General features: G+C 67.2%; 16 protein-coding genes and 1 pseudogene. 12 read left to right on the top strand and 5 right to left on the bottom strand.

From position 1 onward, the window contains the following. Positions 1-14: 14 nt before the first annotated feature. Together ULB03_RS06720 and ULB03_RS06725 are read right to left on the bottom strand one after the other, a co-directional pair. On the bottom strand, positions 15-1250 hold the full coding sequence (locus tag ULB03_RS06720) for a serine hydrolase domain-containing protein (RefSeq protein ID WP_322482454.1): 1236 nt from the start codon (positions 1248-1250) through the stop codon (positions 15-17). A 73-nt stretch (positions 1251-1323) separates the two neighbouring features. Beyond that, entirely contained in the window at positions 1324-2499 is a 1176-nt protein-coding gene (locus ULB03_RS06725; protein ID WP_322482455.1) for a helix-turn-helix transcriptional regulator, read from the bottom strand. A 190-nt stretch (positions 2500-2689) separates the two neighbouring features. Here ULB03_RS06725 and relB point away from each other — a divergent pair, with 190 nt between their 5' ends. Beyond that, on the top strand, positions 2690-3010 hold the full coding sequence (relB, locus tag ULB03_RS06730) for a type II toxin-antitoxin system RelB family antitoxin (protein ID WP_322482456.1): 321 nt from the start codon (positions 2690-2692) through the stop codon (positions 3008-3010). Continuing rightward, a complete protein-coding gene (locus tag ULB03_RS06735) occupies positions 3010-3288 on the top strand; it encodes a type II toxin-antitoxin system RelE/ParE family toxin (RefSeq protein WP_322482457.1) in 279 nt (92 codons plus the stop codon). Before relB ends, ULB03_RS06735 begins: the two co-directional genes overlap by 1 nt. Before the next feature lie 52 nt (positions 3289-3340). Here ULB03_RS06735 and mtnK read toward each other — a convergent pair whose 3' ends face one another. From mtnK to ULB03_RS06750, 3 genes are all read right to left on the bottom strand, one after another. After that, entirely contained in the window at positions 3341-4678 is a 1338-nt protein-coding gene (gene mtnK / locus ULB03_RS06740; RefSeq protein WP_322482458.1) for an S-methyl-5-thioribose kinase, read from the bottom strand. Positions 4679-4815: 137 nt separating this feature from the next. Continuing rightward, positions 4816-5523: a class II aldolase/adducin family protein gene (locus ULB03_RS06745; RefSeq protein ID WP_322482459.1), complete on the bottom strand. Its 708-nt coding sequence runs from the start codon at positions 5521-5523 to the stop codon at positions 4816-4818. After that, entirely contained in the window at positions 5523-6116 is a 594-nt protein-coding gene (locus ULB03_RS06750; protein ID WP_322482460.1) for an SH3 domain-containing protein, read from the bottom strand. Before ULB03_RS06750 ends, ULB03_RS06745 begins: the two co-directional genes overlap by 1 nt. Positions 6117-6357: 241 nt before the next feature. Here ULB03_RS06750 and ULB03_RS06755 point away from each other — a divergent pair, with 241 nt between their 5' ends. The 10 genes and pseudogenes from ULB03_RS06755 to ULB03_RS06800 all read left to right on the top strand — a co-directional run bounded on the left by ULB03_RS06755 (position 6358) and on the right by ULB03_RS06800 (position 18677). Continuing rightward, positions 6358-7347: a 2-hydroxyacid dehydrogenase gene (locus tag ULB03_RS06755; protein WP_322482461.1), complete on the top strand. Its 990-nt coding sequence runs from the start codon at positions 6358-6360 to the stop codon at positions 7345-7347. Positions 7348-7752: 405 nt separating this feature from the next. Next, the gene (rimP, locus tag ULB03_RS06760; protein WP_322482462.1) at positions 7753-8247 is read left to right on the top strand and encodes a ribosome maturation factor RimP; all 495 of its coding nucleotides are present in this window, start codon (positions 7753-7755) and stop codon (positions 8245-8247) included. Positions 8248-8322: 75 nt separating this feature from the next. After that, a complete protein-coding gene (gene nusA / locus ULB03_RS06765; RefSeq protein ID WP_322482463.1) occupies positions 8323-9822 on the top strand; it encodes a transcription termination factor NusA in 1500 nt (499 codons plus the stop codon). 176 nt (positions 9823-9998) lie between these two features. Then, the gene (locus tag ULB03_RS06770; protein WP_322482464.1) at positions 9999-10544 is read left to right on the top strand and encodes an RNA-binding protein; all 546 of its coding nucleotides are present in this window, start codon (positions 9999-10001) and stop codon (positions 10542-10544) included. A 57-nt stretch (positions 10545-10601) separates the two neighbouring features. Then, a complete protein-coding gene (gene infB / locus ULB03_RS06775; protein ID WP_322482465.1) occupies positions 10602-13337 on the top strand; it encodes a translation initiation factor IF-2 in 2736 nt (911 codons plus the stop codon). A gap of 193 nt (positions 13338-13530) precedes the next feature. Next, positions 13531-14004, top strand: coding sequence for a 30S ribosome-binding factor RbfA (rbfA, locus tag ULB03_RS06780; RefSeq protein ID WP_322482466.1), 474 nt, complete (start codon positions 13531-13533; stop codon positions 14002-14004). Continuing rightward, complete coding sequence (truB, locus tag ULB03_RS06785) at positions 13994-14935, top strand: tRNA pseudouridine(55) synthase TruB (protein ID WP_145735292.1); 942 nt, start codon at positions 13994-13996, stop codon at positions 14933-14935. Before rbfA ends, truB begins: the two co-directional genes overlap by 11 nt. A gap of 15 nt (positions 14936-14950) precedes the next feature. Continuing rightward, the gene (rpsO, locus tag ULB03_RS06790) at positions 14951-15220 is read left to right on the top strand and encodes a 30S ribosomal protein S15 (RefSeq protein ID WP_004271802.1); all 270 of its coding nucleotides are present in this window, start codon (positions 14951-14953) and stop codon (positions 15218-15220) included. Between the two features lie 213 nt (positions 15221-15433). Next, a pseudogene (pnp, locus tag ULB03_RS06795) lies at positions 15434-17643 on the top strand (polyribonucleotide nucleotidyltransferase). A gap of 389 nt (positions 17644-18032) precedes the next feature. Next, positions 18033-18677, top strand: coding sequence for an outer membrane protein (locus tag ULB03_RS06800; RefSeq protein ID WP_322482467.1), 645 nt, complete (start codon positions 18033-18035; stop codon positions 18675-18677). The last annotated feature ends 267 nt before the right edge of the window (positions 18678-18944 follow it).

Consider the following 18944-nt stretch of genomic DNA (forward strand, 5'->3'; position numbering starts at 1 on the left):
TACCGGCCGGGGGCTTACCGGGGTGTCCAGGCCGAGGCGGCGGCCAGGAAGGCGGCCGTCTCGTCATGCGGCTCCATCGCCCCGGGCGGGAAATAGCTCAGCTTGACGACCACGGTGCGCGTGGCGGGGTCGACGAAGATGTACTGGCCTTGCAGGCCGATGGCCTGGAACGCCTGTCCCCCCGGCACCCACCATTGATAGCCGTAGCCCGGTCCCGGTCCGCCCGTCGGCTTGGTCGACTCCCGCACCCATTCCGGCGATACGATCTGATGGCCGTTGGCCTGGCCCTCCTGCAGCATCATCTGGCCGATGCGGGCGAAGTCGCGCAGCGTGGCGTTGAAGCCGGCGCCACTGAACTCCCGCCCCGTGCCGGGCGGGCCGTCCATGATGAAAAAGCCGTCCCGTTCCGCGCCCAGTGGCTCCCACAGGCGCTGCGCCGCGTAGGCGGCCAGGGTGCTGCCGCCGCTGACCCGTTCCAGCAGCCAGCCCAGCACGGCCGTGTCCAGGGTCTTGTATTGCCAAACCTCGCCGGGCGGGTGGATGCGCTTCACGGTGCGCGCCGCGTCGGCGAAGCGGACGACGTTCTCCACCAGCGCCAGCTCATGGTTGCGGGCGGCGATGCCGGGGTTGGCGAAGTCGTATCGCTCCTCGTAATCCACGCCGGAGCGCATCTGCAGGATCTGCCGAATGGTCACGCCGTCGTACCCGCCGCCCTTCAATTCGGGCAGGTACTGCGTGATCCGGTCATCCAATGACTTGATGCGCCCCTCCTGCACGGCGCAGCCGATCAGGATGGAGGTGATGGACTTGGTCATCGACCACCCGATGAAGCGGGTCTGGTCGGTGGTGTTGTTGCGGTAAATCTCCGACACGATGCGGCCATCCTTCATGACCAGCAGCGCGTTGGTGTAGGTGCGCTCCAGGAACTGCTCGGCCGTGTACTGCTGGCCCTGGTAGGTGTAGCTGAAGTCCAGCGGGTGCTGTGATTGCGGCAGCGCCCAGACCGGGCCGGAGCGGGCCACCGTCCGGGTGGTGAACAGCTGGTCCATGTCGCGGAAGGTCAGCGCGTTGACGTCCGCGTCGTTCATCTTGCGGCGAAGGTCCTGGACCGTGGGCGGCACCGTGGACTTGGGCAGCGACGGGTCCGGCGGCGGCGCCGGATAGGCCAGCGCCGCCGAGGCGGCGATCACGCCGGCGGTTAAGGTGGCGGCCAGGAACAGCGTACCGTTGCGTACCCGTTTTGATGACATGATGCCCTCCCTTCATTTGCCGGCAGGGGCGGACGCGCGGTCCTGGCCCTGTGCCGGCTTTGGTGCGGCATTGTCAGATGGATCGCGGATGGCCGGCGTCTCCCAAATGGGATATGGAGGGCTGGCGCCCGGCGACGCTGACGGCCAGCGAGGCGCAGACACGGCGCACCAGTTCCGCCTGGCGGGGGCAGCCGGTCTTGGCCAGGGCCCGCTTCAGCTGGATGCGCGCGGTGCCTACGGAAATGCCGCGCTGCCGGGCGTAGTCGCCCAGCGACAACCCGTTGCATAGACCGGCGGTCAGGCGGGCTTCCGCCAGGGACAGGCCGAACAGGTCGGCGACCAGCGCGGGGGACACGTCCAGGGGGCGTCCCGGCTCGCTCAGCAGCAGGACCACCGCGTCACGCGGCTCCGCCGGTGGTGCCCCTTGGGTGAGCGGTGCCGCCAGCGCCATCACCTGGACCATGGCATCGCCCTCGCCCCGCCCCAGGGTCAGGTAGAGCGGCTCTGGAAGGGGGGCCGCGGCCACCTGGGCCATAAGGGCCCGCAGCGGCCGGGCGTCGCCGGGGTGGACGGCGCGGACATGGCCGGCCATCAGGCGAAGGGCGGGGGAATCGTTGAGGATGGCGCGCGCCGCCGCGTTCGCCCAGATAAGGCGGCCGGCGCCATCGCACAGCGCCATGCCGGCCCCCAGCCTCTCACTCGCGTCCCTGAGCAGGTCGGCCTGCCGCGCGGCGGCCTGGACCTGTCCGCCCAGCTCGACGGCCTGCCGCAGGTGGGGCAGCAACTGCCCGACCAGTACCTCCTCCTCCGCCCCCAGGGGCCGGTCGCACGCCGCCGAGCGGTGCAACACCAGCGCCAGGCAGCGGCCGGGCGCCAGCTCGATGACGCCGGTGAGGTTGGCGCCTAGGCGCAGCAGGCGCCGGCGCCGTTGAATCTCGGCCAATTCGGCGGAGCCCGGGGGGAAAACCTCTTCATCGCGGCTCAGCGCCGCCTGGGGCGGCGGTCCGCCCATGCCGATCTTCAGCCGGGGATTGCTGTCGTTGTTGAACACCCGGTCATGCTCATGCCGCTGGGCGGTGGAATGGGAATCCCGCACCGTCCACACCGGGTGGAAACGGCCCTCCCGGTAGTCGAGGATCTGGACGACGGCGCTGATGACCGCCAGCCGTTGGCACAGTTGGTCCAGCATGGCGGGCCACCGCTCCGGCGCGGAGGAACAAGCGTACAGGCTGAGTAACAATTCCTGCATTGGAAGCCCCCAGGCTGGTCCGGACGGGTACGACCCGATTATTTATTATGTTGTATATTTATTATATACGTTAATATTTACCAGAGGAAGGGGTCCCGTGTGTCGATGCGCGCGGGACCCCACGTTTCACAACGCGTCCCGTCCCAAGCCGCGCCGGTCGAGTCCCCACCGCCGTGACGGTCCTGGGCACATGGCGGGCGGTATCCACCATCAGCGACCGGGTGAGCAACGGATGGCCCATGCCGTCATTCCTGACAACACCGGCGGCTTTGACAGCGGGATGGCGATCTGTGCCCATTTTCGCTATGCTTGGGTCATGAACGCTTTGTCCCCCCTTGTCTCGGAACATGAAACCGAGGAAGCGGCGGTCGAATATGACCGTTGGTTCCGGGCGAAGGTGCGTGCGTCGATCGAAGATCCAGCCCCCAGCATTCCGCATGATGAGGCCATGGCCCGCGTCGAAGCGCTTCTCCGCGCGGCGGAAGAACGCGCAGGACTGAAACCGGCGTAATGCTTCCCATCTTTTGGCGACCCGCCGCTCTCGGCGATCTCTTGGCGATTACATCCTATATCGCTGAAAGCAATCCGGTTGCCGCCCGCCGGATCAAGGAATTGATCGAGACGTCGGTGCTGCCTGCCGCCGAGCATCCCTATATTTTCCGACCAGGGCGTGTGCCCGGGACGAGGGAAATTGTGGCCCACCCAAATTACATCGTTGTTTATCAGGTGGCTGGTGATCGGATTGACGTCATCGCTGTTGTTCATACGCGCCGCGCCTTTCCATCCTGACTTGTTGGAAGGTCCGCATAAGCGGACCTTCCTTGCCACCGGTTAGGCCCTCTCACAACGCGTCCCGTCCCAAGCCGCGCTGGTCGACGGTCCCCACCGTCGTGACGGTCCTGCGCACATGGCGGGCGGCCTCCGTCACTGCCTTGATGGTGGGATAGCGGCCGGTCTCCACCATCAGCGACCGGGCCAGCGCCAGGCAGCGGGTCTCGCACAGGGCGCGCAGGTCGGGATCGGCGATCGTCTCCAGATCCATGTTATGGGCCAGGCCCAGGATGCGGCGGGTGATCTTGGCGCCGGCGAAGCCCAAGGCGTCGGTGAACAGCCGGTCCAGGTAGGTCCGGCGTTCCGTCTCCAGGCAGGCGGTGCCCTCCGGTCCGGCGAACAAGGCGGCGGGATAGGCGTCGCCCTCGCCGCCCGTGCGCCACAGGTGGAGGAACTTGGCCCGGAACAGGGTCCACAGTTCCTCCACCGTCGCCAGCACCCAATCCTGGTAGGCGTCGCGGGGATGCTCCTCCGTGGCGTGTCCGTCCTGCGACAGGTAGTTCAGCAGCAGGTTGCCGACGATGGCGCCGACGTCGAAGCCCATGGGCCCGAAGAAGGCGAACTCCGGATCGATGACCCGCGTGTCCGTCTCCGTCACCATGATGGACCCGGTGTGCAGGTCGCCGTGGATCAGCGCCTCGGGGCTGGCCATGAACTTCAGCTTCAGCCGGCTGGCGGCCAGCTTCCACGCCGTGTCCGTCCGCACCGCCTCGGCCGTGGCGTCCAGTTGCGGGCTGGTCCAGCGGTTTTGGGGATGCTTCATGTAGGGCTGGGTGAAGATCACGTCCTCCGTCAGGCGGCAGAGGGCGTCGTTGGCGGTGAAGGCCGCCACCAGGGGCCGCTTCTTGGAGGCCGGCAGGGCCAGGTCGCTGGTGGCGTAGAGGGTGCCGGCCAGATAGTCGCTGACATGCTCCGCCAGCTTGGGATAGCGGATGCCCTGGACCAGCCCCCGGCGCAGGATGACGTGGGGGCTCAGCCGCTCCATCACGATGGCGTACAGCGTGGGGTCGTAGTGCAGCAGCGCGGGCGCGCGCCCGGCGGCGCCGGCGGCATGCAGGGCCATGGCCCGCTGCTCGAACCAGGCGCGGTTCAGGTCAAGCGGCCAGCCTTCGCCTACCAGGCGCAGATAGGGCAGGGATTGCTTCACGCACAGCCCGGCGGTCCGGCCGTCATGGCCGGGTCCCTCCACCAGGAAGACCAGATTCAGGTTGCCATCGCCCACCTCGCTCACCCGCCAGTCGGCGGGGGTGCCGCCCAGGCGGCTGGCCAGGGCCGGCACGGCGGCCAGGAAGTCGGGCAGGGTCGCTTCGCTCAGCGGGGCATAGCCCGGCGGCGTCTCCAGGGTCATCAGGGGCGCACTCCCAGTTGTTTCGCCGCCGCCTCGACGGGCGGCGCTGGGAGGCAGTGTGGGCCCGAACGGACGCATCCGTCCAGGCGCGCATACGGCGAGGGACTTCAAGTGCCGGAAGTGGCCCGCCGCTGGTGTCAGTCCATGCGGGTGGGAAACTCCAGGGCCTGCGGCGTGCCGGGGGGCAGGTCCTTGGGCTGGCGGCCATAGGTGGCGAAGCGGCGCAGCACCTCCGCCATCTCCTCCTCCCCCAGGATGACGGGCGTGCCCATCATGCGGGCGTGCCAGTACTGGCGGGCCAGGGTCTCGACCTCCACCGCCAAGTCCAGGGCCCGGCGCAAATCAACGCCGAAGGCGATCATGCCGTGGTTGGCCAGCAGGCAGGCGCGGCGCGGGCCCAGGGCGGCCATCATGGCGTCGGACAGCGCCTGGGTCCCGAAGGTGGCGTAATCCGCCACCTCGATGCGGGTGCCGCCGGCCACGGCCACCATGTAGTGGAAGGCCGGGATGGCCTCGCGCAGGCAGGCCAGGGCGGTGCAGAAGGTGGAATGGGTGTGCACCACGGCGCCGGCCTGGGGGCGCTCCTGGTAGATGGCCAGGTGCATGCGCCATTCGCTGGACGGCAGCAGGGCGCCGCGATAGCGCCCCGCCAGGTCCATGAAGACGATGCCGTCCGGGGTCAGGTCCTCATAAGGCACGCCGGACGGGGTGACCAGGAAGCCGCCGTCGCAGCGGGCGCTGACATTGCCGGCCTTGCCCTGGTTGATGCCCAGGCCGTTCATGGCCCGGGCGGTGTCGATCACGGCTTGGCGCAGGCCGTTGTCGTCCGGTGTGGCCAGGGACATCACTCACCCACCTCTTCCTTGGGGTAGACGCCCCAGACCTCGTCCCGCTGCAGCCAGCCGCGGAACCCGCCCACGTCCACCTGGCACCAGCCGCCTTTGCACTTGCGCAGCTTGGCGATCACGCCGGGGTCCAGTTGGGCCACGGCCTCGGCGGTGGTGGTGGCGTCGCGGCGCAGGGTACGGAGCTGCTGCCCGGTCACGACGATGCCGCGCCGGCCGGACAGGGTGCTTTGGTGCACCCAGCCCTGGGTGCCCTCCACGTCGCGGATGCGGCGCCAGGTGTCGAACTCCGCCGTGATCTCCACCGGCATGCCGGCCTTCACGAAGACCCATTCCACCGGATAGCGCACGCCGGGGCCGGTGCGCACGTTCACCTCATTGGACCGCAGGGTGACGAAACGCGGCACCGGCAGGCCGCTGCGCACCACCGCGTCGGGGTGGCTGGCGTCGCCCTGCTGCTCCGTCTCCTGCTGGTCACCGCCGCCCGTGCCATCGGTGCCGGCATGGCTGGGCGGCGCCGCCAGGCACGACAGGGCGGCGAAGGCCAGGACCATCACGCCCACGGGCAGCGCGTGCCGAAGGAACCTGACCATAGGCGACCGTTTCAAAGGCTGTCCCCATTCTTGGGATAAAGGGCGTCGGGAAGGGACGGGCGGGCGCCGTCCGGTGTTTCGGTCCCCAATAGAAATCGGTCCCTCGCCCGGGTCAAGCGCCGCCCGGTCGCGACCTCCGCCGGCGCTGGATGGCCCTGTCGGGAGGGGGGTGGGACTCGTGGGCCGCTGGACAGGACCCCGTTCCCGCTGCTATGGCAGGGACGCTATCTCGGGAGGAATCATGTCCGAGCGAAAAAAGCCCCTGGTCATTGTGACGCGCAAGCTTCCCGACGTCATCGAGACGCGGATGATGGAGCTGTTCGACACCCGGCTTTCCACCGACGACCATCCCATGAGCCCCGCCGAACTGGCGGAGGCGATGAAGGTCGCCACCGTTCTCGTCCCCACCGTCACCGACCGCCTGGACGCCACCGTCCTGGCCCACGCCGGGCCGCAGCTGAAGCTGATCGCCAACTTCGGCAACGGCGTCGACCATATCGACCTGAAGGCGGCGCGTGAGCGCGGCATCATGGTCACCAACACGCCCGGCGTCCTGACCGAGGACACGGCCGACATGACCATGGCCCTCATCCTGGCGACCGCGCGGCGGGTGAGCGAGGGCGAGCGCCTGATCCGCACCGGCCAGTGGACGGGCTGGGCGCCGACGCAGATGCTGGGCACCCGCATCTGGGGCAAGCGCCTGGGCATCGTCGGCATGGGCCGCATCGGCCAGGCCCTGGCCCGGCGGGCGCGCGGCTTCGGCCTGTCGGTGCACTACCACAACCGGCACCGCGTCCATCCCGAGATCGAGCAGGAACTGGAGGCCACCTACTGGGAAAGCCTGGACCAGATGCTGGCGCGGATGGACATCATCTCCATCAACTGCCCGCACACCCCGGCGACCTACCACCTGCTGTCCGCCCGCCGCCTGAACCTGCTGCGTCCCAACAGCATCATCGTCAACACCGCCCGCGGCGAGGTGATCGATGAGAACGAGCTGACGCGCAAGCTGGCCAAGGGCGAGATCGGCGCCGCCGGCCTGGACGTGTTCGAACAGGAACCGGCCGTCAACCCCAAGCTGCTGACCCTGTCCAACGTGGTGCTGCTTCCCCATATGGGCTCCGCCACCATCGAGGGCCGCCAGGACATGGGTGAAAAGGTCATCGTCAACATCAAGACCTTCGTCGATGGGCACAAACCCCCCGACCGGGTCATTGAATCCATGTTTTGAGCCGGCGGAAAAAGAGGGCGGGGCGGTTCGACTGGGCCGCCCACCCCTTTTGACCCGGCTTGTTTTGCACACCATGTTGCGGTTGATGGTGGGTTGATGCCACCATCACTGGTGGGGACGCCGACAACCAGCGGCGACGCTGGCCTGCGTCCCTTCCGACACATGGCGGATCGCGCATGAAAACCCTTTGCGCGAAACGCCGTGACGACTATGATCCGCCGCAGCAATCCTCATAACGATCCGGCCATCAACAATCGGGTGGCTGGCTGGAACGCTTTGCGGGTGGGCCATTGGCCCACTTTTTTTATTATCTGGGGTCGGCGATGTCAGGCGGGCAAGTTTCGCCCCATATCCGTCCCCACAAAGGCGGGGACGGCCCGGTCGGCCGTTCCCTGGAAGAGATCGATGGACGTACAGGAACGCATCGCCGGCATCATCGCCCCCTCGGTTGAGGCCATGGGCTACGACCTGGTGCGTGTGCTGTTGACGGGCAACGCCCGCCCGACGCTGCAGATCATGGCCGAGCGGCTGGACGGCGCCGCCATGACGGTGGACGACTGCGCGGAGATCAGCCGCGCCGTGTCGGCCCTGCTGGACGTGGAAGACCCCATCGAGGTGGCGTACACGCTGGAGGTCAGCAGCCCCGGTATCGACCGGCCGCTGACCCGGCTGAAGGATTTTGAGCGCTTCGCGGGTTTCGAGGTGCGGGTGGAGACGTCGCAGCCGGTGGATGACCGGCGCCGCTTCATCGGCATGCTGAAGGGCATCGAGGACGGCAAGGTGCTGGTGGAAATGCCCACCGGCCCGGCCGCCGTGCCCTTCGACCTGATCCTGCGGGCCAAGCTGGTGATGAACGACGCGCTGCTGAAGGCGGCGGCCGAGGGCAAGCACCAGCACTGACCCCGTTTTTTTCGTGTTCCAGTACCGTTTCAACAGTCGTTCTTACTGACGTAACAGAAGGCAAGGTTCGCTTCGATGGAACTGCTTCAAGTCGCTGACGCCGTCGCCCGCGAGAAGAACATCGACAAAGAGCATGTGCTCGAGGCGATGGAAGAGGCCATTAAGAAGGCGGGCCGTTCCAAGTACGGCCACGAGCACGACATCCGCGCCCGCATCGACCGCAAGACCGGCGACATCCATCTGATGCGCTACCTTGAGGTGGTGGAGACGGTCGAGGATGAGGCGACGCAGGTTTCCGTGGCCCAGGCCAAGCGCAAGCGCCCGGACGCCAAGGTCGGTGACTTCCTGATCGACCCGCTGCCCCCCATCGACTTCGGCCGCATCGCCGCCCAGACGGCCAAGCAGGTCATCGTGCAGAAGGTGCGCGAGGCCGAGCGCGACCGTCAGTACGACGAGTACAAGGACCGCATGGGCGACATCGTCAACGGTCTGGTCAAGCGCGTGGAATACGGCAACGTGACCGTGGACCTGGGCCGCGCCGAGGCCGTGCTGCGCCGTGACGAATGCCTGCCGCGTGAGCATTTCAAGAACGGCGACCGCGTGCGCGCCTACATCTACGACGTGCGGCGTGAGCCGCGCGGCCCGCAGATTTTCCTGTCGCGCACCCATCCCGCCTTCATGGCCGGCCTGTTCAAGCAGGAAGTGCCGGAAATCTATGACGGCATCATCGAGATCAAGGCCGTGGCCCGCGACCCGGGCAGCCGCGCCAAGATCGCCGTCATCAGCAACGACAGCGCCATCGACCCCGTGGGCGCCTGCGTCGGCATGCGCGGCAGCCGCGTCCAGGCCGTGGTGGGCGAGCTGCAGGGCGAGAAGATCGACATCATCCCCTGGAACCGCGACGCCGCCACCTTCGTGGTGAACGCGCTGGCCCCGGCCGAGGTGGCCAAGGTGGTGCTGGACGAGGAAACCAAGCGCATCGAGGTGGTGGTGCCCGACGACCAGCTGTCGCTGGCCATCGGCCGCCGCGGCCAGAACGTCCGCCTGGCGTCCATGCTGACCGGCTGGGACATCGACATCATGACGGAGCAGGAGGAATCCGACCGTCGCACCGAGGAATTCAAGACCCGGTCGCAGATGTTCATCGAGGCCCTGGACGTTGATGACGTCATTGCCCATCTGTTGGTGGCCGAAGGCTTCTCCTCCGTCGAGGAAATCGCCTATGTCGATACCGAGGAACTGACCTCGATCGACGCCTTCGACGAGGACGTGGCCGAGGAACTGCGGGAACGCGCCCGCAACTTCCTGGAAGAGCAGAACAACCGCCTGGAAAACCGCCGCAAGGAACTGGGTGTCACCGACGAGGTGGCGGCCATCGAGGCGCTGACCGCCCCCATGCTGGTCAAGCTGGGTGAGAAGGGCGTAAAGACACTGGACGACTTCGCCGACTTGGCGGGTGACGAGCTGATCGAAATCCTGGGCAAGGACGCCATGAGCGAGGACGAGGCCAATGAGCTGATCATGGCCGCCCGCGCCCACTGGTTCGCGGACGAAGAGTCCGGCGCCGACGCCTGAGAGACGGGTTAGGATAGGGAAGGGTAGAGTATGGTCGCCCCTCAGGCTTCCGGGCCGGCGGTGACACCGGATCCCGACGCGTCGCTTCTGCCGGAAGGCGAGGCGGAGGCGGTCGGGGGGCCAAGAGCCCGCTGCGCCGCTGCATCGCCAGCGGCGTGGTGGGGTCGAAGGACGGGATGATCCGTTTTGTCGTCGGACCTGACGGCACGGTCGTCCCCGACGTGGAGGAAACCCTGCCCGGACGCGGGCTGTGGTTGACGGCGGACCCCGCCTTGGTTGAAAAGGCGGTCGCCAAAGGTTTGTTCGCCAAGGCGGCGCGCCGGTCGGTGCGCACTCCGGCGGACTTGAGGGCCCTGGTGACAGGGCTGTTGCGTCGTCGTTGTCTGGACTTGGTCGGGCTTGCCCGGCGGGGTGGCCAGGCGGTGGCGGGATTTGAGAAGGTGGCTGCGGCGCTGCGCGCCAAGGCCATCGGTACGCGGCCGGGCATAGGGCTGAGGCTGGAGGCGTCCGATGGGGCTGCCGACGGCCGGTCCAAGCTGGACGCGCTGTCCCCCGGCATCCCGGTGGTCGATCTTTTCGACCGGGGGGAGCTGGGCATGGCGCTGGGCCGCGATGACGCGGTGCATGCCGTGGTGGGCACTGGACCCTTGGTCCAACGCCTGCAGCGGGAGGCGGAAAGGCTGGGCGCCCTGACACGGGGCGCCAGGCCCAGCGCTGGGTAAGGGATGGCCCGGGGGCAAATGCCTCGGGGCGACAACGATGAAACAGTCGGATATCGGATGACTGACACGAGCGACCAGGACCGCAAGAAGTTGAGCCTTACCGGTCGAGGCAAGCTGGAGCTGAAGAAGACGGTGGACGCGGGATCCGTGCGCCAAAGCTTCTCGCACGGCCGAACCAAGACCGTTGCGGTTGAGGTCAAGCGCAAGCGCACCTTTGAACAGGGCGCCCGTCCGGGCGTGGCCGATGGCGGCGCCGCCGCCCGTGCCGCGGCCGAAGGCCGTCCCGCCCAGGGCGGCGGCCGTGGCCAGCCGGCCCGCGGTGGCGCCCCCCGTCAACTGACGGACAGCGAGCGCGAAGCCCGTCTGCGCGCCCTGCGCGCCATGGGTGAGAACGCCGCCCACGAGGATGTGGTCGACGACCTGCAGGACGAGATCATCGCCGATGATCTCATCGCGGACGACGCTGCCCCCGTGGAAACGGCACCCGCGCCCGAGCCGGTGGCCGAGGAACCGGCCAACGACGGTCCCCTGGACGACGAAACCCTGCGTCGCCGCGAGCTGGAAGAGCTGCGGATGATCCAGGAAGAGGAAAAGCGCGTCGCCGCCGAGGCGGAGAAGCGCCGCCAGGACGAAGAGAACAAGCGCAAGGAGGCCGAGGCCGCCCGCAAGGCCGAGGAGGCCCCGCGCGCCGCCCGTCCCGCCGCCGGTGGCGCCGCTACGACGACGACCACCGCGACCGATGCGACCGCCCCGCGCGGCCCGCTGACCGCACGCGCTGTCGATGACGACGAGGAAGACGGTCGCCGCCGCGCCGGTCCCGGCGGTCCCGCGAAGACCGCCAAGGCCCCGGCTCCCGCCCCGGCCAAGGCCGCCAAGGGTGGCGAACGCCGTCGCAACACCGGCAAGCTGACCATCTCCCAGGCGCTGAGCGACGAAGGCGGCGGCCAGCGTGGCCGCAGCATGGCCGCGCTCCGCCGTGCCCGTGAACGCGAGAAGCAGCGCCTGACCGGGCGTCAGGATACGCAAAAAGTGACCCGCGACGTCATCATCCCCGAAGTCATCACCGTGCAGGAACTGGCCAACCGTATGGCCGAGCGCGGTGCCGACGTGATCAAGGCGCTGATGCGCATGGGCGTGATGGCCACCATCACCCAGAACATCGACACCGACACGGCCGAGCTGATCGTGACGGAATTCGGCCACCGCGCGCACCGCGTGTCGGAAGCCGACGTCGAGGTGGGCGTGAAGGGTGAGGTTGACCGCGACGAGGATCTGTCGCCGCGTCCGCCGGTCGTCACCGTCATGGGTCACGTCGACCACGGCAAGACCTCGCTGCTGGACGCCCTGCGCCACACCGACGTCGCCAGCCGCGAGGCCGGCGGCATCACCCAGCACATCGGCGCCTATCAGGTGCAGCTGGCTTCCGGTTCGCGCATCACCTTCATCGACACCCCCGGCCACGCCGCCTTCACCGAGATGCGCGCCCGTGGCGCCAACGTCACGGACGTGGTGGTGCTGGTGGTGGCCGCCGACGACGGCGTCATGCCGCAGACGGTCGAAGCCATCCAGCACGCCAAGGCGGCCGAGGTTCCGATCATCATCGCCATCAACAAGTGCGACCTGCCCGGTGCCAAGCCGGACCGGGTGCGGCAGGAACTGCTGCAGCACGGCCTGGTGGTCGAGGCCATGGGCGGCGACGTCCTGGACGTGGAAGTGTCGGCCAAGACGGGCAAGGGCCTGGACAAGCTGGAGGAGAACATCCTCCTGCAGGCCGAAATCCTGGAGCTGAAGGCCAACCCCAACCGTACCGCCGAAGGCGTGGTTGTCGAGGCCAAGCTGGAACGCGGCCGTGGTTCCGTCGCCACCATGCTGGTGCAGCGCGGCACGCTGAAGGTGGGCGACATCGTCGTCGCCGGCAGCGAGTGGGGCCGTGTGCGCGCCCTGGTCAACGACCGTGGCCAGAACGTGGACAGCGCCAGCCCCGCCACCCCGGTGGAGGTGCTGGGCCTGAACGCCACGCCGCTGGCCGGTGACGAATTCTCGGTGGTGGAGAGCGAGGCCCGCGCCCGCGAAATCACCGAGTTCCGTCAGCGCAAGAAGCGGGAGGCCCAGGTCGCCCAGTCGGCGCGCGGTTCGCTGGAACAGATGTTCAAGCAGATCCAGGCCGGCGAGGTGAAGGAACTGCCGCTGGTCATCAAGGGCGACGTGCAGGGCTCCATCGAGGCCATTTCCGGCACCCTGGAAAAGCTGGCCGGCGACAATTCCGAGGTCAAGGTGCGCGTCCTGCACTCCGGTGTGGGCGCCATCAACGAGAGTGACGTCACGCTGGCCAACGCCTCGCGCGGCATCATTATCGGCTTCAATGTCCGCGCCAACCCGCAGGCCCGCGAGATGGCCAAGCGGGACAGCGCGGAAATCCGCTACTACTCGGTCATCTACGACATCATCGACGATGTCCGTGCCCTGCTGACGGGCATGCTGAAGCCCACCCTGCGCGAACGCTTCCTGGGCAACGCGCAGATCCTGGAGGTGTTCAACATCACCAAGGTCGGCAAGGTCGGTGGCTGCCGTGTCACGGAAGGCATCGTCAAGCGCGGTGCGGGCGTCCGCCTGCTGCGCGACAACGTCGTCATCCACGAAGGCACGCTCAAGACGCTCAAGCGCTTCAAGGACGAAGTCAAGGAAGTGCGCGAAGGGTACGAGTGCGGCATGGCGTTCGAGAACTACGACAACATCCAGCCAGGCGACGTCATCGAAGCCTACGAGATGGAAGAGGTGGCCCGCGCCCTGTAAGGGGCGCCGGCATCCTTATCCAGCTGGATCACAGTATCTGCCTGACACCCCGGCCGTCCGGTCCAACCCCGGACGGCCGTTTTGGCTCTTCACCCGAGCCGTTCGGGCCCAGCGCCGTCCCTCTGGTGGACGGGCGGGCCGGCCCCCCCGTCGAGCGATATCGGGGCGGGGCCCTTTATTAGGATAATGACCCATGAGCCGACATGGTGACGCCGGCCTGCGTGCCGGCAAGGCCCCCTCTCAACGTCAGCTGCGTGTGGGCGAGGAATTGCGCCATGCCCTGGCCGACATCCTGCGGCGGGCCGATTTCCGCGACCCCGACCTGCAGGACCTGAACGTGACGGTCAGCGAGGTGCGCATCAGCCCCGACCTGAAGAACGCCACCGCCTTCATCATGCCGCTGGGCGGCGGCCACCCCGAGCAGGTGAAGGCGCTGAACCGCGTGTCCGCCTATCTGCGCAGCCAGGTGGCCAAGGCCATGCGCCTGCAGCACGTGCCGCGCCTCAGCTTCCAGATCGACGTGTCCTTCGACTACGCCCAGCGCATCGACCAGTTGCTGCACCGCCCCGACGTGCAGCGTGACCTGGACCATGAGGCCGGCGCCGAGGGTGCCGCCGATGCCGAGGGTGGCGAAGGCGAGGGCGCGGAGCCTCACGATGGCCCGTAAGCGCAAGGGCCGGCCCTTGCACGGCTGGCTGGTGCTGGACAAGCCGCCGGGCATGACCAGCACCCAGGCCATGGCCAAGGTGCGCTGGCTGATGCAGGCGGAAAAGGCCGGCCATGCCGGCACGCTGGACCCCATCGCCACCGGCATCCTGCCCATCGCCTTTGGCGAGGCCACCAAGACGGTGTCCTACGCCATGGATTGCAGCAAGACCTACCGCTTCACCCTGCGCTTCGGCGAGGCGCGCACCACCGACGACCTGGCGGGGGAGGTGACGGCCACGCATGACCACCGCCCCAGCGACGAGGCCATCGAGGCGGCGCTGGAGAATTTCCAGGGTGAGATCAGCCAGGTGCCGCCCCAGTTCTCCGCCATCAAGGTGGCGGGGGAACGTGCCTATGACCTGGCGCGCGAGGGCGAGCGGGTGGATTTGGCGCCCCGCATCGTGCGGGTGGACAGCTTCCTGCTGACCGGCCGTCCCGATGCCGACCATGCCGAGTTCGAGGTGGAGTGCGGCAAGGGCACCTATATGCGCTCGCTGGCGCGCGACCTGGCCCTGGCGCTGGGCACGGTGGGCCATGTGTCCGTCCTGCGCCGCCTGCGGGTCGGGCGCTTCACCATGGATCAGGCGATTTCGCTTGACGAATTGGAACGGGTGGCGCAGACACCCACGGTCGAAGGACTTCTGCAACCGATCGAGACCGCGCTGGACGACATCCCGGCGCTGGCCCTGGCGGAAGCGGAAGCGCACCGACTGAGACACGGACAAACGGTGGCGCTGCTGCGCCGTCATGATCTGGAACGGCTCGACGCCATTCACGATCAGCTGGCGGGCGGGGAGCCCATCGCGCTTGCCATTTGTGGTGGCAAGCCGGTGGCGTTGGTTCATGTCGAGGGGGCGGAGGTCCGTCCGGTGCGCGTTTTGAACCTCTAAGTGACGGAGACGACGATGTCGATCACTGCCGAGCGCAAGCAGGCGCTCATTGCCGAGTACAAGACCGCCGAAGGCGACACCGGTTCGCCCGAAGTGCAGGTCGCGATCCTGACGGAACGCATCACCAACCTGACCGATCACATGAAGTCCCACAACAAGGACTTCCACTCCCGCCGTGGCCTGCTGGTCATGGTCAGCCAGCGCCGCAGCCTGCTGGACTACCTGAAGCGCAAGGACGTCGCCCGTTACACGTCGCTGATTCAGCGCCTGGGCCTGCGTCGCTAAGGGTATGGTCCGGACGGCGCCGCCGGCGCAAGCGACCGCAGTGACCGGTGATACCGGCCACCCGCCTTCCGGCGGGACCGGCGTCCCGACGCTGTCGTTCGGTGCGCGGACCGCGGTCCGGATGATCCAAAAGCGGATGAGTACGGTTATTGAGTAGTGCAGATGGCCAGCCGGGGCGGACCCGGCTGGCCATCTGTCATTTAAAGGTTTCTAATGCGGGTGCTGCCGATAGGGCCCCGGCTCGGCCGTCCAATCCGGGACGTGATCCGAGTATCGGATGGAAGGAAGAAAGATATGTTCAAGGTTTTCCGTAAAGAGATGGAATGGGGCGGCCGCAAGCTGGTCCTCGAAACGGGCAAGGTCGCCCGTCAGGCTGATGGCGCTGTCATCGCCACCTACGGCGACACGGTCGTGCTCTGCACCGCCGTCGGCGCCAAGTCGGTCAAGCCCGGCCAGGACTTTTTCCCCTGACCGTCAACTACCAGGAAAAGGCCTTCGCCGCCGGCAAGATCCCCGGCGGCTTTTTCAAGCGTGAGGGTCGCCCGACCGAGAAGGAGGTGCTGACCTCCCGCCTCATCGACCGCCCCATCCGCCCGCTGTTCATCGATGGCTTCCGCAACGAGGTGCAGGTCGTCTGCACCGTGCTCAGCCATGACCTGGAAAACGATCCCGACATCGTCGCCATGATCGGCGCCTCCGCCGCCCTGACGCTGTCCGGCCTGCCCTTCCTGGGCCCGGTCGGCGGCGCCCGCGTCGGCTACAAGGATGGCGCGTTCATCCTGAACCCGACGCTGGAGCAGGTGGAAACCACCGACCTGGACCTGGTGGTCGCCGGTACGCAGGAAGGCGTGCTGATGGTCGAATCGGAAGCCAAGGAGCTGTCCGAGGAGATCATGCTGAAGGCCGTCATGTTCGGCCACACCGCTTTCCAGCCGGTGATCAACATGATCATCGACCTGGCCGAGCAGGCCGCCAAGGACCCGTGGGACCTGCCGGCGCCGGCCTATGACAAGGCCGCGCTGAAGGCCAAGCTGAACGAGTTGGTGGGTGCCGACATCCGCGCGGCCTACACCCTGACCGTGAAGCAGGAACGCTATGAGGCCGTGTCCACCGCCAAGAAGAAGGCGGTCGAGGCCCTGACGGCCGAGGGCGCCTACACCGCCGAAGCGGTCGGCAGCACCTTCAAGGACCTGGAAGCCGACGTGCTGCGCGGCACGGTCCTGGAGACCGGCAAGCGCATCGACGGTCGCACCACCGTCGACATCCGCCCCATCGTGGCGGAAGTGGGCGTGCTGCCCCGGGCCCACGGCTCGGCGCTGTTCACCCGCGGCGAGACCCAGGCTCTGGTGGTCGCCACCCTGGGCACCGCCCAGGACGAGCAGATCGTGGACGCGCTGGAAGGCGAATACCGCGAAAACTTCATGCTGCACTACAACTTCCCCCCGTACTCCGTGGGTGAAGCCGGCCGCATGGGCAGCCCGGGCCGCCGCGAAATCGGCCATGGCAAGCTGGCTTGGCGCGCCGTGCACCCGCTGCTGCCGGCGAAGGAAGCCTTCCCCTACACCCTGCGTCTGGTCTCCGAGATCACCGAGTCCAACGGCTCGTCCTCCATGGCCACCGTCTGCGGCACCTCGCTGGCGCTGATGGATGCCGGTGTGCCGCTGCCGCGCCCCGTGGCCGGCATCGCCATGGGCCTGATCAAGGAAGACACCGGCGTCGCCGTGCTGTCCGACATCCTGGGTGACGAGGATCACCTGGGTGACATGGACTTCAAGGTGGCCGGCACCGAGGCGGGCGTGACCGCCCTGCAGATGGACATCAAGATCACCTCGATCACCGAGGAGATCATGAAGGTCGCCCTGGCCCAGGCCAAGGACGGCCGCCTGCACATCCTGGGCGAGATGGCCAAGGCCATCGGCGGCGCCCGCGAGGCGGTGAACCAGAACGCCCCGCGCATCACCGTGATCAACATCCCGAAGGAGAAGATCCGCGACGTGATCGGCTCCGGCGGCAAGGTGATCCGCGAGATCGTGGAGCAGACCGGCGCCAAGATCGACATCGAGGACGACGGCACCGTGAAGGTGGCGGCCGTGGACAGCAAGGCGTCCGACGCCGCCATCAAGTGGATCAAGGGCATCGTCGCCGAGCCCGAGCTGGGCGAGATCTACGTCGGCAAGGTCGTGAAGGTCATGGACTTCGGCGCCTTCGTGAACTTCCTGGGCGCCCGTGACGGCCTGGTCCACATCTCCGAACTGTCGCCGCAGCGCGTGGCCAAGGTGACCGACGTGGTCAACCAGGGCGACGAGGTGAAGGTGAAGGTCCTGGGCTTCGATGATCGCGGCAAGGTGAAGCTGTCGATGAAGGTGGTCGACCAGGCCACCGGCGAGGACCTGAGCAAGAAGGACAAGGCCGAGGAGGCCTGATCCGCTTTAAGGCTTAGGCAGGCGGCTTCTGCCCCTGCCTTTGGTCGAGGAATGAGCCGCCCGGGGTAGCCCGGGCGGCTTTTTCTATGTCTTCAGAGCCTCGACAACGATTCATTTGTGGCGAAGTCTGGGCAGTAATCCGGTTTGGCCATGAATTAAGGGCTGAGTATTGATTTACAGCCGTGCGCTCAGGGCATGGAAAGTGTGACGCTCCTCACAGGTTAGAGGTCTCGCAAGGGCGTAATGAATCGATCACCCATCAGTAGTTACCCGCAGTAGTAATGGGATGGACTGAAGGCAGTGACGAAACATTGCCAAGACACGCCAAGGTTTCATTGTTTGCAATGATGGAATTACGGCGAAATTAGGGACCTTAAAGGAGAGTTACCATGTCGCATTTGCGGACTATTGTTTTCGCCGCGTCGGCTCTGGTCGCGGTCGCCGCGACCCCGGCTCTGGCGCAGAGCACGTTCGACGGCGGCTATGTTGGTGCCAACGCCGGCTATGACTGGTTCAACGCGCGTCAGCGGGCCACCGTCGGCGGCCAGCAGAGCACGCCCGCCCGTGAGACCCAGGGTTTCAACGGCGGCCTCTTCGCCGGCTACGGCCAGACCGTTTACGACAACATCTATGTCGGCGCCGAAGGCGAAGCCAATTTCTACACCGGTGACCGGACCTACGGCGACGCCCTGGGCACCTACCGCGTGCAGCCCAACTACAGCGCCGGCGTCAGCGCCCGCCTGGGTTACGTGGTCCAGCCCGACCTGTTGCTGTTCGGCCGCGTGGGCTACCAGCACACCTCCATCGACACGACCAACGCCCTGACCGGTGGCGCTTCCCGCCAGTACGCTCAGGACTATGACGGTGTGAAGTACGGCGTCGGCGCCGATTACGCCATCGACGAGCACCTGTTCACCCGCATCGAGTACGACTACACTGACTACTCGCACTCCACGCGGGATCTGGCCGGTGGCCAGCTGCGCTCGACCCCGGACGAAAGCCAGGTCCGCGTCGGCGTCGGCATCCGCTTCTGATAAAAGCGTGCCCTCATAAGGAAAAGGCCCGGGCTCACCCCCGGGCCTTTTTCATTGTGTGCCAGGCATGGCGCTGATCTTGGAGGTGGAAGTCCTCTTCGGGCCGATTGGCCGGAACCGATAGCCGAAGGCAACTGCGTCGTCGTGAGGCGGGGTGGAGAGGAAGCCGGAGGCAAAGCTCGGAGCTGACGAACAGGAACCGGATAGAAGGCCGTCGCGGTGGGGTAACCCGGCAATGGACGGGGAAGCCCGAAAGCCAAACAGACA

It is taken from the genome of Nitrospirillum goiasense, from assembly GCF_034427435.1.
GTDB lineage: Bacteria > Pseudomonadota > Alphaproteobacteria > Azospirillales > Azospirillaceae > Nitrospirillum.